16 protein-coding genes are annotated in these 14,154 nt (G+C 70.7%); 6 read left to right on the top strand and 10 right to left on the bottom strand.

Features of this window, described 5'->3' with window-relative positions:
- Window positions 1–382: 382 nt before the first annotated feature.
- Both ACO1BR_RS20920 and ACO1BR_RS20925 read right to left on the bottom strand, forming a co-directional pair.
- Window positions 383–1,204 carry an SGNH/GDSL hydrolase family protein gene (locus ACO1BR_RS20920; RefSeq protein ID WP_426796591.1) on the bottom strand — a complete coding sequence of 274 codons (822 nt, stop codon included), beginning with the start codon at window positions 1,202–1,204 and terminating at the stop codon, window positions 383–385.
- On the bottom strand, window positions 1,191–1,760 hold the full coding sequence (locus ACO1BR_RS20925; RefSeq protein ID WP_426796592.1) for a PadR family transcriptional regulator: 570 nt from the start codon (window positions 1,758–1,760) through the stop codon (window positions 1,191–1,193). The genes ACO1BR_RS20920 and ACO1BR_RS20925 overlap by 14 nt, the downstream gene beginning before the upstream one ends.
- 132 nt (window positions 1,761–1,892) lie before the next feature.
- Between ACO1BR_RS20925 and ACO1BR_RS20930 the strand changes: the two genes are divergently transcribed.
- Window positions 1,893–2,324, top strand: a complete 432-nt coding sequence (locus ACO1BR_RS20930) for a nuclear transport factor 2 family protein (protein WP_426796593.1) — start codon at window positions 1,893–1,895, stop codon at window positions 2,322–2,324.
- Window positions 2,325–2,671: 347 nt separating this feature from the next.
- Here ACO1BR_RS20930 and ACO1BR_RS20935 read toward each other — a convergent pair whose 3' ends face one another.
- Entirely contained in the window at window positions 2,672–3,280 is a 609-nt protein-coding gene (locus ACO1BR_RS20935) for a TetR/AcrR family transcriptional regulator (RefSeq protein ID WP_426796594.1), read from the bottom strand.
- Between the two features lie 45 nt (window positions 3,281–3,325).
- Here ACO1BR_RS20935 and ACO1BR_RS20940 point away from each other — a divergent pair, with 45 nt between their 5' ends.
- The 3 genes from ACO1BR_RS20940 to ACO1BR_RS20950 all read left to right on the top strand — a co-directional run bounded on the left by ACO1BR_RS20940 (window position 3,326) and on the right by ACO1BR_RS20950 (window position 5,649).
- Window positions 3,326–4,159, top strand: coding sequence for an SDR family NAD(P)-dependent oxidoreductase (locus ACO1BR_RS20940; protein ID WP_426796595.1), 834 nt, complete (start codon window positions 3,326–3,328; stop codon window positions 4,157–4,159).
- A gap of 135 nt (window positions 4,160–4,294) precedes the next feature.
- Window positions 4,295–4,939, top strand: a complete 645-nt coding sequence (locus ACO1BR_RS20945; protein WP_426796596.1) for a TetR/AcrR family transcriptional regulator — start codon at window positions 4,295–4,297, stop codon at window positions 4,937–4,939.
- Window positions 4,936–5,649, top strand: a complete 714-nt coding sequence (locus ACO1BR_RS20950) for a VC0807 family protein (protein ID WP_426796597.1) — start codon at window positions 4,936–4,938, stop codon at window positions 5,647–5,649. The genes ACO1BR_RS20945 and ACO1BR_RS20950 overlap by 4 nt, the downstream gene beginning before the upstream one ends.
- A 232-nt stretch (window positions 5,650–5,881) precedes the next feature.
- Here ACO1BR_RS20950 and ACO1BR_RS20955 read toward each other — a convergent pair whose 3' ends face one another.
- Together ACO1BR_RS20955 and ACO1BR_RS20960 are read right to left on the bottom strand one after the other, a co-directional pair.
- Entirely contained in the window at window positions 5,882–6,928 is a 1,047-nt protein-coding gene (locus ACO1BR_RS20955; RefSeq protein WP_426796598.1) for an alpha/beta hydrolase, read from the bottom strand.
- Between the two features lie 379 nt (window positions 6,929–7,307).
- Complete coding sequence (locus ACO1BR_RS20960) at window positions 7,308–8,261, bottom strand: SGNH/GDSL hydrolase family protein (RefSeq protein ID WP_426796599.1); 954 nt, start codon at window positions 8,259–8,261, stop codon at window positions 7,308–7,310.
- A gap of 177 nt (window positions 8,262–8,438) precedes the next feature.
- Between ACO1BR_RS20960 and ACO1BR_RS20965 the strand changes: the two genes are divergently transcribed.
- Complete coding sequence (locus ACO1BR_RS20965) at window positions 8,439–9,629, top strand: PucR family transcriptional regulator (protein WP_426796600.1); 1,191 nt, start codon at window positions 8,439–8,441, stop codon at window positions 9,627–9,629.
- A gap of 260 nt (window positions 9,630–9,889) precedes the next feature.
- Window positions 9,890–10,501: a methyltransferase family protein gene (locus tag ACO1BR_RS20970; RefSeq protein ID WP_426796601.1), complete on the top strand. Its 612-nt coding sequence runs from the start codon at window positions 9,890–9,892 to the stop codon at window positions 10,499–10,501.
- Window positions 10,502–10,610: 109 nt separating this feature from the next.
- Here the strand turns inward: ACO1BR_RS20970 and ACO1BR_RS20975 are convergent, their stop codons facing one another.
- The 5 genes from ACO1BR_RS20975 to ACO1BR_RS20995 all read right to left on the bottom strand — a co-directional run bounded on the left by ACO1BR_RS20975 (window position 10,611) and on the right by ACO1BR_RS20995 (window position 13,911).
- Complete coding sequence (locus ACO1BR_RS20975) at window positions 10,611–11,468, bottom strand: class I SAM-dependent methyltransferase (protein WP_426796602.1); 858 nt, start codon at window positions 11,466–11,468, stop codon at window positions 10,611–10,613.
- Between the two features lie 21 nt (window positions 11,469–11,489).
- Window positions 11,490–11,834: a VOC family protein gene (locus tag ACO1BR_RS20980; protein WP_426796603.1), complete on the bottom strand. Its 345-nt coding sequence runs from the start codon at window positions 11,832–11,834 to the stop codon at window positions 11,490–11,492.
- Window position 11,835: 1 nt separating this feature from the next.
- Complete coding sequence (locus ACO1BR_RS20985; RefSeq protein WP_159506267.1) at window positions 11,836–12,015, bottom strand: CopG family transcriptional regulator; 180 nt, start codon at window positions 12,013–12,015, stop codon at window positions 11,836–11,838.
- Between the two features lie 365 nt (window positions 12,016–12,380).
- On the bottom strand, window positions 12,381–13,571 hold the full coding sequence (locus tag ACO1BR_RS20990; RefSeq protein WP_426796604.1) for a glutathionylspermidine synthase family protein: 1,191 nt from the start codon (window positions 13,569–13,571) through the stop codon (window positions 12,381–12,383).
- A gap of 7 nt (window positions 13,572–13,578) precedes the next feature.
- Entirely contained in the window at window positions 13,579–13,911 is a 333-nt protein-coding gene (locus ACO1BR_RS20995; RefSeq protein ID WP_426796605.1) for a hypothetical protein, read from the bottom strand.
- Window positions 13,912–14,154 lie beyond the last annotated feature (243 nt).

Consider the following 14,154-nt stretch of genomic DNA (forward strand, 5'->3'; position numbering starts at 1 on the left):
GGGTCGCGTGTCGCCGTGACGGGACGCGGCAGCGGTGACCTCGACGGCCGCGCCCCGGCCTCCATCACCCCCATCGCCCCCTTCTCAACGCCGGGGCGGCCCCTTCCTCTTGACCTTGACCACCCAATCTCTCAACACCCCTCTACGCAATGCGCGTTCCCGACCATGGACCTGGAACTCCCTCAGCAGAAAGTCCAATGAGCGCCGCTGACCAGGAGGAATGGTCGGGGTTCGAGCACCGCTCACAGCTCATCGAGCAGACCTGGGGCCCGACCCTGACCCACGATGCCGGCGATGCGGGCCGGGCCGGGGCGCGGATCCGCCGGTGCCGGCCGGAGCCTCGGCTGTCCCCACCGGCTGCTCGTGCGGTCTCCGGACCTGTTCAGCTCCGCTCCTCATTGCGGCCTGGGCCAGGAGGAGTCTGTACGGCGAGGAGGTGAGGGCGTTTTGCGGTGTGGCCGTCGCCGCTTGAGCGGCCGCGCAGGCGTCTGCCCAGCCAGGGTCCGAGGAACGCGGCGGCCCAGCGCAGTTCGGCGACGGCGGCGTTCCATCCGGTGGGTGCGGGCGTTGCGAGAGGGGGCAGGGGGTGTGTCCAGGTGTCGTCGCTGCCGGGCAGTGCGAGGGCGTGGGCGACGGCGGCGGCGATCCGCTGGTGGCCGAGTGGGCTGGCGTGGAGGCGGTCCGGGCTCCACAGGCGGGGGTCGGTGACCACGGGGTGGTGGCTGGTCTCGGCGACGGTGACGCCGTGGCGTCGGGCCGCCTGGCGGATGCGGTCGTTGAGCGTGCTGACGCGGCGACTGAGCGGCCGGGCGAGCGGGGTGATGCGTGCGATGTCGGGGAAGGTGAGAGTGGCGACGCGAGCGCCCTGGGCGGTGAGCGCGGCGAACATCGCCTCCAGGTGGCCGGCGACCTCGTCGGCGTCGAACCGCGGCCGCAGCAGGTCGTTGACCCCCGCGACCACGGTGGCCAGGTCGGGCCGCAGTGCGAGGGCAGGGGCGAGTTGCTCGGTGTGGACGTGGCGGGCCAGGCATCCTCGTACGGCCAGGTTGGCGTACCGCAGACCGGGGTTGTGCGGTGCGAGGTGTTCGGCGAGCCGGTCGGCCCAGCCGCGCAGCCCCGCTGTGTCGTCGCCGTCGCCGAGTCCCTCGGTCTGGCTGTCGCCGAGGGCGACGTAGCGCGCGTATCGCGGATCAGTACCGGGCACGGTCCGCCTGCCTTTCCCGCAGGATCGTGCTGGTGCGCTCGCACCAGTCACGGTTGCCCTGCTCGAAGGCGAGCCCACGAAGGCAGGTCAGGTAGGGGCCGATGCGCTCGCTGTGGCGTAGGAACTCCGCTTCGGTGCGGTCGCCGCGCATGGTGTGCAGCAGCTTGCCGAACAGGTCGATCCTGGTCTGGGCGAAGGCGGCGCGCTCGGTGAGCCGCGCCGTCAGCTCCTCGATGTCGACGTGGTCGGCGGCCTGGACCTTGACCAGCAGGTCGTCGCGGATGAAGGAGGACTTGCCGACGGTGGCGGTGAAGTGTTCCAGTTCGGCCAGGCCGGCGTCGGTGACCTGGAACAGGCGCTTGTTGGGCCGGGTGTCCTGGACGACTTCGCGGCCTGTGACCAGCCCGTCCTTCTCCAGCCGGGTCAGCTCGGCGTACAACTGCTGTGGCTGTGCGTGCCAGAAGTTCGCCACCCCGAGGTCGAACGCCTTGGTCAGCTGGTATCCGCTCAGCTCCTCGTCGAGCAGCGCCGCCAGCACGGCATGACGCAAGGCCATCGGATCGCCTCCGCTTCTTCGTGTCCTTCGTGGTTCTACGTGTTCTTCGTCCTGCTTGGCGCTGTCCGCGGTTCCACCTCTCATGATACTCATGAATCTGATTGGTCTTATCCATGAGCATGAGGGGACGTCATGAACGCAGCAGAACGCTTCCGCGCCGCCGTCGACCGCCGCGACCTCGCAGCGATGGAGGACCTGTTCACCGACGACGTTCACCTGTACAGCCCCGTGAAGTTCCAGCCCTTCGAGGGCAAGCCGATGGTGCTGGGCCTCTTCGGAGTCCTGCTCCGTACCTTCGAGAACTTCCGCTACATCGGCCAGTTCGCCGGCACCGCCGAGACGAGCGCCGACGGCACCGCTTCTCCGTCGACGGTCCTGCTCTTCCGCACCACCGTGGGCGGCAAGCAGATCCACGGCATCGACCTGCTGCACTTCGACGACGACGGCCGGATCAAGGAGTTCACCGTCATGGTCCGGCCGCAGTCCGCCGTCCACGCCCTGGGCGAGGCGGTTCTCGCCGGGCTGATCGATGACGGTCTGGTCCCCGCGCCCGCCGATCGGTGACGTGGGTTCCCTGGTTCGCCCGCCGGAGAGCGATCGCCACCGCGGCCACGATGGCGGGCACGACCAGGGCACGCACAAGGGAAAACCCGGCCGCTCGGCACCTCACCGGATCGCGTTCGAGGGGTCGGTAACCGCAGATCCAAGACGCCTCCGTCCACACCGACGTGACACACAACCCGGTGGCCGTACCGCCGTACGTCTCGCGCCACTGCCGCACCCGTACCGGCAACCAGCCACGGGCGACCAGGCATTGCGGTAGGGCAGCGTGGCGTCCCTCCTCACGCCCGGGGTTCGTCGGCCCCCGGTGAGCCGAGTGCCGGTGCCATCGGTTGATGCCTGCCGCGCGATCAGGACGCGTCGTCCGCGAAACCCCGCTCAAGGGCATCGAGCGCTGCACCCACCGTGGCATTGAGTCGCCGACGGACACTGACCGGCGAGCGTCCCGCAAGGAGCCCGTCCTGGACGACCGAGTGCCGCAGGATGAGTACACCCGTCGCCGCCGCAGCCCACGCCGTCGATCCGCTCGCCTCCCCCAGCGGTGTGAGCCACGACTGGAGGAGGGAAGCCCGTCGGGCGGTCAGTGTCGGTGAGTCCCGTTCGCACTGCGCGAAGGTGCGCATGGCGGCCCACATCGCTTCGTCGACCGCTCCCCATGAGCACGGGCCGGCGAGGATGGGGCTGCTCACCACCAGGGGGCGGATCGCGGTGGTCGCGGAGGCGGTCCCGCGATCGGCGACCGTTGCCACCAGCTGCTCCAGAACAGCCGGCTCGGCATCGAAGAACAACTCCTCCTTCGCGCCGAAGTAGTTGACGACCGTCTTGACCGACACGTCAGCGGCGGCGGCGACGTCGGCGAGCGTCACCGACTCGAACCCTCGCCGCTCGAACAGTCGGGTCGCGCAGTCGGAGATCCGCTGCCGCGTCTCTGCTCGCTTGCGCTCACGAATACCTACCATGATAGAAAGTTTACCAGCATGGTAAGAATCTTGAAAGGCGGAGCCATGGATGGACAGTTGCGCTGGCTGGTGACAGGCGCCAGTTCGGGCCTGGGAGCGGCAGTTGCCGAAGCCGCGATCGCGCGGGGGGACGAGGTCATCGCGACCGCTCGCGATGCGGCACGGCTGGACCGTCTCGTCAGCCGAGCCGCCGACCGGGTGCGCGCGGTCGAGCTGGACCTGTCCGACCCGGTGGGAGCACGGGCGACGATCGCCGACATCGCACGGGCCGGGATCGACGTCCTGGTGAACAACGCCGGCTACGGGCTCATCGGCGCCTTCGAGGAGGCCACCGATGGGCAACTGCGTGAGGCATTCGAGGTCAACCTCTTCGGCGGCCTTGAACTGACCCGCGCTCTCCTGCCCTTCATGCGCGAGCGGAGCTGGGGGCGCATCGTGCAGATGTCGTCGATCGTCGGTGTCACCTCCGGGCTCGGCGGCGCGGCGTATGCGGGCCCCAAGGCGGCCCTCGAAGCCGTGTCGGACTCGATCGCGGCCGAAGTCGCACCGTTCGGCATCCACCTCACGATCGTCGAACCCGGCGCGTTCCGCACGGACTTCGGCGGACGGTCGCTGCGCCTGACCGACCAGCTTCCCGAGTACCGGTCGATCGTCGGGCCACCCCGCAACGCGTTCCTCGCCCACCACGGCACCCAGCGGGGCAACCCCGCGCGCGCCGCCCAGGCCATCCTCGACGCGGTCCTGTCGCCGCAGCCCCCGCGACGACTGCCGCTCGGCCCGGACGCCTTCGGCGTGCTCCGCGCCCACTACACGGCGCGACTCTCCGAACTCGACGCTCTGGAGCCGACCGCCGCGGTGACCGACTACCTCGGGTCCTGACCCGGCGGGCCGCCCAGTCCTGACCGAACCGGTCCGGGAAGTCCGGCCGGGTCGCGGACCGGCAGGGCCGTGCCGTCCCGCCCGCATCCGTACACCGTCTTGCTTGGGCGAGCAAACCTCGCTACCGTCTTGCTCATGCAAGCAAGGAAGAGCTCGTCCAAGCAAAATGCGGGCGGCAAGGCCAAGCGCTCCTTCACGGAGACGGGCCGTCGCGCCCAGATCGTCACCGCGGCGATCGACGTCATCGCCGAAGTCGGTTACCACCGGGCCTCGTTCGCGAAGATCGCCGAGCGCGCCGGGCTGAGCAGCACGGGGATGATCTCCTACCACTTCGACGGGCGGGACGACCTGATGCGCGAGGTCGTCGCCGAGGTACTGCGGATCGCGGAGGGTCACCTCCGCCCCCGCATCGAGGCCCACGAGAGCTACGCGGCCCGCCTGCGCGCCTCCATCGAGGGCAACCTCGATCTGTGCGCCGAGTACCCGAACCACCTCGCGGCGATCACCGAGATCCTCACCAACCTCCCCGGCGGCTCCCCCGGCATGGCCGCCTTCCTCGACACCACGGAGGCGAACCTCGCCGTTCAGGTGGAGCAGATCCGCAAGGGGCAACGCGCGGGCGAGTTCTGCGACTTCGACCCGTGGGTGATGATGCGCGCGATCCGCGCCGCCATCGACGACGTGGTACGCCGCGCCACCCACGATCCCGATCTCGATGTACGGGCCGCCGGCCGGGAGTTGGCCGACCTGTTCGACCGGGCCACCAGAAGCACGTCATGACCACAGCGAAAACGGGGGAACGCGCCATGGCAACACAGCAGGCACCGCAGACCGACACCGACGGGGGCACCGCAGCGCCCGCCCGACGCCGCACCGCGGCGCTGCGCCGTCGACTCGCCGCGCAGCTGCTCTTCGAACTCGTCATCCCGCTCGGCTCCTACTACGGGCTGCGCGCGGCCGGCGCCGGCCAGTGGCTCTCGATGGCCGTAGGCGGCCTGCTGTTGCTGCCGTGGATCGGTTACGGCATCGTGCGGCAGCGGCGGGTGGAGGCGATGGCGGTGTTCACGCTGAGCCTGGTGGTGGTCGGAACGCTGCTGTCCCTGATCACCGGCAGCCCACGGGTGCTGATGATCAGGGACAGCTGGCTGACCGCCGCGATCGGACTCTGGGTGCTCGGCACCCTGCTCACCCGGCGTCCGTTCATCATGACGACCTCGCGCGGCATCGTCATCGCCAAGGTCGGCGAGGCCGGACTGGTCGAATGGGAGGCGCGGTGGGATGTGGAACCGATGTTCCGTCACCACCTGCGACTGGTCACGGCGGTGTGGGGCGCGGTCTTCCTGCTCGACGCGGTACTGCGGGTGGTGCTGGCGTACACGATCCCGGTGGACGCCTTCCCGCTGGCCAGCACCGTGCTCTGGCTGGTGCTGCTCGGCGGGCTGCTCACGTTCCACAACTGGTACATCACCCGGCACGGCCTCAAGCTGTAGGGAGAGCCACGGGCACCGACGTCGGGGGGGATCATCCCGTGGAGGTGCTCATCCCGCGAGGGCCGGTCCTTGTCTGTCTGTTACTCGCAGGGATGGGTTGGTGTTGTCCGTCGGCCGGGGTGCGGCAGGGCCTCAGGCCGTCGGACGGCGGTCGCGGAGAGCCTTCGCAACCGCCCGCGTTCGAGGCCCGTCGTCGGACGGAACCGCTCGGTTGCCGCAACCGGCCATGGGCTCAGCGGGCAGGTCCGCTGCTCGGAGCGGACTGTGTGAGGATGCGCCGAAGCCAGCGGGAACGGGCGTTGCCGGCGTCCTGGCTGAGGACTGCCTGTGGGGCGAAGGTGTCGAAGCCGTGGCACGCTCCGGGCCATACGTGCAGTTCGGCCTGGCCGCCGGCCTGCCAGATCGCCTGGGCATAGGCCACATCCTCGTCCCGGAAGGTCTCGGCCGACCCGACCTCGATGTAGGCCGGGGGGAGCCCGGACAGATCCGTGGCGCGGGCGGGAGCGGCGTAGGGCGGCAGGTCCGCGGCGCCGTACCGGTCGCCCAGCAGCGCCTGCCACGCAGTGGTGTTGGAGGTTCGGTCCCAGGTGTCGATGCCGGCCATCTGATGACTGGAGAAGGTGTCGTTGCGGTCGTCGAGCATCGGGGACAGAAGCAGCTGTCCGATCGGTGTGGGCCCGCCTCGGTCGCGGGTGAGCAGGGCGACCGCCGCCGCGAGTCCGCCACCGGCGCTCTTTCCCCCCACGATGATCCGGCCCGCGTCGATGCCCAGTTGGGCCGCTTGCCCGGCCACCCAGACGAATCCGGCGTAACAGTCCTCCACCGGTGCCGGATACTGCGCCTGCGGCGCCAAGCGGTACTCGACGGAGACGACGGCCAACTCCAGTGTGAGAGCCCATTCGCGCAGCAGTCGCGGAAGAACCGACCACGCGTTGCCCGCGATCATCCCGCCGCCGTGCATGTAGTACAGCAGGGGCAACCGCCCGGCGATCCCGGCGGGCCGTGCGCTCACGAGCGTGACGTCCTGCCCGCCAGACACTCCCGGTACACGCAGCTCGGTCACCTCGAAGCGGCCGTCGGCCCGGAGATCCCGGACCGTCGGCCTGGGCCGGGCCGCGGCATCCCGCTGCTGCCGGGCCGCAAGGTTCTCCAGGGTGATCGGCTCCCTCGCCGCGTCGCCCAAAGCCGCCAGTACCACCCTCAGTTCGGGGTCGAAAGGAGGCGCGTCCCCAGCCGTCGAGACCGGGCCGCGCTCCGGCGGCATGCCACCGGCACTCATGCCAGGCCCTCCCATCGGGCCAGGGGATACCGGCCGGTGTCCCGGCCGCAACAGCTCGTCAGTGTATCCGGGCTGGCGGGGAACGCTCGCGTGAGGTCCATGCGGCGTAGTCAATCACCTGGGGGCTGGTGCGGGTGGTGGGCCGGGCTCGCCCGCCGTGGAGCCGGGACGTGCACCTGGGCTGTTCGGCCCTGACCTGACCTGCACACCCACCGCTCCGCCCCACCGGACGAAAGCCGGTGGGGCGGAGTACGCCAGGCCGAGTGCGTCAGGCGGCGTGCGCCGACATGGTGCGGTGCCACGCCACACCGGTTCGCTGCGCTTCGTGGGTGAGGTGGCCGGGCGCGGCGCCGGAGGGCACCGGGGACGGTCGGGTGGTTCAGCGGCCCAGTGCCCTCAACACCGCCTCGGCCATGGCGTGTTCACCGACGGCGTTGGGGTGCAGCGGTGCGGCGGGCGAGGTCGGCAACAGTCCCTCGATCCAGGGGGACGCGGAGCAGCTGTCGTGGCCCTTGGTCGGGGTGAGGGTGTCGACGTACGTGGCGCCCGCCGCGGTGGCGGTCCCGGCCAGTTTCTCGTTGAGCTCGCCGAGGACGGAGCGCAGGAAGCGGAGATCGCCGGTGGTGACGGGCATCCTGCCGAGGCACGTCGTGGGGTCGTCGGGGAGCACCGGCGGGTAGCCGACGACCATCACCTTGGCCTTGGGTGCCTTGCTGGACAGCCTGCGCAGGCCGTCGGTCAGGTGTGCCGCCGCCGAGTCGAGCCGCCTGCTGAGCGTGTCGCCGTAGAAGTCGCGGCAGGGCGTCCCGAGGGGGTCGGTCACGGCCAGGCCCGAGCAGGCGAGCACGACGTCGACGAAGCCGACGTCGGAGGTGCCGAGGTCGTTGCCGCCGAGAGTGAGGGTGACCAGGGACGTGTCGGGCGTGACGGCGTCGAGTTGGGGGCCGTTGACGACGATCCCGGCATCGGTCTGAGGTGCGGTGAGCGCGCTCACCTTGGCGCCGGCGCAGGTCTCGTCCACGTAGGCGGACGGGGCAAGGGCCGTGGCGACGAGGTGGCCGTAGTTGTGGTCGGAGCGCAGGCACAGGCCCGCGGACTGCGCGGGGATCCCTGCCCCGGCGGCGTAGGAATCCCCCAGGGCCACGTATTTCCCGGTCCCGGCCGGGACCGGAGCCGCGGCGTGTGCGGGGACCGGGGTGGTGGTCATGGTGAGGGCAGCGGCGAGGAGCGCGGCGCCGGTCAGTACGGACGCGCTCGTCCGCGCCCCGGTGGCGCGCAGGGGGTCGGCGGTACCGGCGGTGCGGGTGGTGCGCGTTGTTGCGGCTCTGGGCACGGTTCCTCCCAAGGAGGCAGCACGATGGAATACGGTCCGAAACCGGCCGGTAACGTCCTCGTATCGTGGCGGCCGGACGCCGTACGGACCATGTGCCGGCGCACAGCTCCACACCCGCCGTGGTTGTCCCCGGGCACAATCCGTCTCCCCCCACCCGGCCGTTTGTAGCCTGCGGGCATGAGCCGCACGCCCGACGCACCCGCCGAAGTCGCCCCCATAGCGGCTTCGTTGCTGACCCGCACCGACGAACTCGGCGCACGGATGGCCCGCCGCATCCGCGCCGAGGTGACGTACTACCGAGGCGACGAGCACGTGTCCTTCGAGGAGCTGACCGCATCGTGCCGACGCAACTGCGAGCAGGTACTCCACCAGCTCGTCGACGGCCACAGTGCGGACTCCGCGCCGGCGCAGGAGACCGGCCGTGAACGGGCGCGCCAGGGAACCCCGTTGGCCGAACTGCTGCACGCCTACCGCGTCGGATCCGAGACCCTGTGGTCCGCGATCGCGACCGAGGCCCTGTCCGCCCAGGCCCTCACCGCGGAGACGATCACGTCACTGGCCGCGTGGTGGGCGAACCAGGGTCTCGCGGCATCGGCCAGCGTTGCCTACCGCGAGGAGATCTCCGGGCTGGTGCTGCAACGCGAGCGGGAACGGTCAGCCATGGTCGAGGCCCTCTTCACCGGGCTGCTCACCGACCGTACGACCTTCTGGGAAGCCGCCGACGTCCTCGGCCTGCCGACCCGCGGCCCTTATGTCGTGGTCGCCGCCGAGGTGCCCGGCCCCGGACGGGAGGCACTGCCCGGAATCGAAGCGCGCCTCCTTGCCGAACACCTACGATCGGCCTGGCGGCTGATGCCGGACCTGCACGTCGGCGTGGTCGCCCTCCGGCGTCCGGAAGCCGAGGACGCGGCCCTTCGCATGCTGGAGCGGTCACTCACAGCCCCGGTGGGCGTCAGCCCCGCCTACCGCCAGCTGCGCGAGACCCCCAGGGCCCTCCGGCTCGCCCGCCTGGCGCTCACCGGCGCGCGCGGTCGCCCCGCGGGCATCGCACGCTTCGACGACAGTCCGGCCGCGCTGCTGGTGGCAGCCGCTCCCGACGAGGCCGGACGGATCGCCCGTGCCGTCCTCCAAGGCGTACTGCGGCTGCCGGCCGCCGAGCGGAATCGCTTGCTGGAGACCCTGGAGTGCTGGTTCGCGGCGGTCGGCGCGGCGCCCGCCGCGGCGCGGCTCCTGTACTGCCACCCCAACACCGTGCGCTACCGGCTGCACAGAGTCGAGGAACTGACCGGGCGCTCGCTGCGCGATCCCCGCGCGGTGGCCGACTTCGCCCTGGCCCTGCACGCGCTGCGGCTGACGCCCGGCGAGTAGCACGTCACCGTGTCATGGAGAGCGGGCATGGCAGGAGATCCGGTACTGCTTGTGATGCGGCTCCGATCGCGGTGGCACGGACCGTGGTCGAAGCGGCAGCACCTCGGCGGTTCTCGCCCGGGGCCCGGCCCGCCGCGCTTGCCGGCGCCGGCCACCTCGCGCGGTGCCGTCGGCTGCCGGGTCTCCACCCGTGGGTGGAGCCCTCCTTATCAACCCCTGGGTGGTCGCCATCGGCTCCGCGCGAGGCGCAACCTTGACCCATGCACTCACTGCACTCCGTACTTGTCGCGCTCACCGGTGCCTGTGTCCTGATCTTCACCGGGGCCTGGGTCGTGGGTGCTGTGTATTTCGGCGTGAAGAGCCAGGCCGGCCCGGGCGGCTGGGTGCGCGGTATGCGTCGCACCCTGCCGCGCAGGGTCCTGTTGATCGCGGGCGCTTACGCGTTCTCCGAGCTGGTGAGACACACCCCGCAGGTATGGCATCGCCTCCAGTACTGGCAGCCCGAGCTGGCTCTCCTGGGTGCCCTGCTCGCCGTCGCCTCCACCGCGTTGCTGCTGTGGGCGCGATGGGTTCTGGGCACCATGTGGGCCAGCATCCCGATGGTCAAGGAGCACCACGAGCTGCGTACCGACGGCCCCTACCGGCTGGTGCGCCATCCCATCTACACCGGCTTCCTCGGCCTGGTCGTCGGCGGCATGCTGGCCTGCGGCTTCGGTGTCTGGGTTGCCTTCCTCGTGATCGCCGTCCCCTGGCTGCTCCGTCGGATCCGGATCGAAGACGGCCTGATGGCCCGCCAGTTCGGTCCCGCCTACGCGCTCTACCGCACGCGCGTACCGGCGTTGATACCGTGGACGCGCCCCGCCCACCGGTAGGCGTCCCTCCCATCGACGGCCGCCGACCCGACACCCTGCCGCAACCCCGTCCGGCACGGCGCCTGCCGACTTCCGGCCTCGCGAAGAGGCCGGAACGGCCCACCAGGGGTCAGGTGGTGGCCAGCAGCACGTCCTCTCCGCTTGACGGGCGGAGTCCGTCGGTGCGGTCGGCGAAGTAGCGTTCGGCGAGTGCCTCTCCCGACACGTGCCGGACGTCTGCGAAGCCGGCGTCGCGGGCCACTGCCAGCATCTCGGGCGGGGTGTAGAAGCTGATGAACGGCGTTCCGGATGCCTGCGCACCTTCCTCGCTCCTCCGGAGGCCGGGGCGGTCGGCGTCGTCGAGCAGTTCGGTCGGCAGCAGGAAGGTCATGGCCAGCGTCGAGCCGGGGGCGAGCCCGGCGATCTGGCGCAGGGTGGTCGCGGTGGCGTCTTTGGTGAGGTACATGGTGACGCCGGTCGACACGATGACCGCCGGCCGACCGGAGTCGAAGCCGGCGGCGGCCAGCTTCTCCAGCCAGTCTTCGCTCGCCTCGAAGTCGACCGGCACCAGGTGCAGCCAGTCGGGGATGTCGTAGCCGAGTTCGGTCAGGCGGCGGCGCTTCCATGCCTGGGTGCCGGGCTGGTCGACCTCGAAGACCCGTAGGCGGGAGGTGACCTCCGGCCTACGCTGGGCGAAGGTGTCCAGGCCGGCTCCCAGGATGACGTACTGGGTCACGCCGTGGTCGGCCTGCTCCGCGATCAGGTCCTCGACGAAACGGGCGCGGGCCACGATGGCCGCCCGGAACCCCCTGGTGGCGTGCGGGTCCATGTCGGGGCGGTGGCGCCAGTCGTCGCCGGGGGCCGCCAGCTGCAGGCCGATCTCGTCCTTGAGCACGTGCGGCGGCGGGTCGAGCTGGACGTGCAACGCCCGCCACAGGGCGGTCCGCACCGCGGTGTTGTCCGGCTCCCCGATCTGCTCGTCTGCCATGGTGTTCCCCTTTCGCCTCGGTCAGTTACCGGCGGGAGCCTGAAGGCTCCACAGCCGCCCGTCGGGGTCGCGGACGGTCATCTCCCTGGTTCCGTAGTGAGTGTCCTCGAACGGCGTGACCACCTCGACGGCAGGATCGGGGCGGAACGCGTCGGCGTCCGGGACCCTCAACACGACCTGCGTCCGGGGCTCCTGGTCCTTGGGAACCTCGGCGATGAAGACGTACGGCCCGTCGCCGTTGCGGAGCCGGCCGGAGTTGTGGTCGGTCGTGAACTCCAACTCGTAGCCCAGCCCCTGGAAGAACTTCGCCGCGCTACCCCAGTTGTGGGTCGTCAAGAACACGGCCTCGATTCCCTCGGTCGCCATGTCAGGTCTCCTTCCCGGTCGATTGGCCTGTCTGGCCTTGGGCGTCGTCGAGGTAGGCACGCAGGGCGTCGGCAACCAATGCCGACAACGACATGCCCGACTCGATGGCGCGGTACTTGACCTGCTTGATCAGCCCGATCGGCAGGTACACGTTGAACTGCTTGACTTCCTCATCACCCACGAGGGCGATGCTAGCATCCTAGCAAGCTAGTCACCTGTTGATACGACGAAGCGGTCCAGGCGGCTCAGGGCGTCGGCGCCGGCGTGCTTCGCCGCCAGGCACGGGGTCGCCGGCGTGGGCACGGGGGTCGCGGCGTAGGCGCGGCGAGACTCAGGGCATGGGTGAACTCAGGCATGGGTGAACTCAGGCATGAGTGATCTGCGCCGAGCGGAACAGAGCCGCCGGAACGCGTCGCATGCGGCGTCGCGGCGCTTGAGGTCGGCGGGTCTCCCCCGCCCAGTCCGGCATCGTGAGCGCGCTGCGGATCCTGATGGAGCTGTCCGCGCGGCGAGGCGCCGAGGGGGGTGCGCTGTCGCAGCGTGCTCTCAGCGGATGAGGTGCGGCAGGAAACGTGCGTAGCCGTCGGTGACCAGACCCGCTGATTCGCGGATGCCGAGTCCGGCGGCCTCCTCTTCGACGACCCAGGCACCGAGCACCACGCGGTTGCCGTCGAAGTCGGGCAGCGGCGCCAACTCCTGGTAACAGCAGGGCTCTTCGGGCCGCGCGGGGGCGGATCCCGGCGGGTGGACGGTGACGCCCGCACCCTCCCGGCCCAGCAGGGGCTTGGCGACATAGCCGGGGCCGTCCGGGGCGGCCAGCTCGCGGGGGCCGTTCAGGTAGGCGGGCAGAAGGTGGGGATGGCCGGGGAAGAGTTCCCAGAGAATGGCCAGCAGGGCCTTGTTGGAGAGCAGCATCTTCCAGGCGGGCTCGATCCACAGGGTGGTGCCGGTGGCGCCGCCGTTGTCGAGGGTGTCCAGGACGTACGGGCCGAACGCGTCGGCGGCCAGCCACTCCCAGGGGTAGAGCTTGAAGCAGGCCCGGATGAAGCGCAGCCGCTGGTCGACGAATCGGCCGGAGAGCCGGTCCCAGCCGATCTCCTCGACGGAGATCGCCTCGGTCGTCAGGCTCGCCTGCTCGGCCGTCTCGCGCAGGTAGGCGACCGTCATCAGGTCCTCGCCCAGCTCGTCGGCGGCCGAGTGCGCGAAGTGCAGCGGGGCGCCGGGCGGCAGCAGGGCCGCCTGCCGCTTCCAGGCGTCGACCAGCCGCTCGTGCAGCGAGTTCCACTGGTCGGCGGCCGGGAACCGGTCCTCCATCCAGAACCACTGCGGGCTGGCGGCCTCCACCAGGGAGGTGGGGGTGTCGGCGTTGTACTCCAGCATCTTGGCCGGGCCGGTGCCGTCGTAGCGGAGGTCGAAACGTCCGTAGAGGGAGGGGAGTTCGGCGCGGCGGCGCCATGCCTCGGCGACCCTCGCGGCCAGACGCGGATCGGTGATGCCGAGGTCGGCGAACCGGTCGTGGATGACGATGTGCTCGGCGGCGGCCAGGCACATGCCGTGCAGTTCCTCGACGACCTCCTCCAGCGACTCGATCTCGGCGGCCGAGAAGGAGTAGTACGCGCTCTCGTCCCAGTAGGGGCGCAAGGAGTCGTCGGGGTACCGGGTGAGGGGATAGATCAGGCCCTGGGCCTCGACGATGCTCTGCCAGTCGGGGCGGGGCTCGATGGTGTGGCGGTGCATGGTGCGGTCAGCCGCCCGAGGAGCCGCGCCCGGAGCCGAAGCCCCCGCGCTCCACCACCGCGCTCTTACTGAAGCTGCCGCCCTTCACGTAGCGACCGGAGCCGCCGGAGCCGTAGTACCACTGGCCGACCGGACCGCCGTGCGTTCCCTTCCCCTCACATTGCGAGGGGCTGAGCACACGGTACCCCTGGGCCTTGTCGTGACTTTTAGGGTCTACGCACCGCTTGTCCGGTTCGCTCCCGCAGGAGGTGAGGGCCGCGGCCAGCACCCCCATCCCACCGAGGATCACGGCACCGGAGCGCAGCCGCCGCGCCGTGTCCGCATCCGTCTTCCGCGCCACTGCAACCCCCGTCGATCTGTATACGAACAATTGCGCCCACCCACCCTACGACGCTGTTCCGACGGGGGACGCAGCGGGAGGTGGGGCAGCGACCCGCGGGTGATGGCCGACGCAACGGCGCCCCGGCCCCGGATCACCGCCTGATGCGTTCAGGCGGCGATCCAGGGAGCCGGCGACCGGGTGGGCGGTCACGGTCCGGGGAACGGGAGTGCGTGGGGACCGGATCGCACCGGACGCGTGCGC

This window comes from Streptomyces sp. YGL11-2, from assembly GCF_050054615.1.
In the GTDB taxonomy this organism is placed as follows: domain Bacteria; phylum Actinomycetota; class Actinomycetes; order Streptomycetales; family Streptomycetaceae; genus Streptomyces.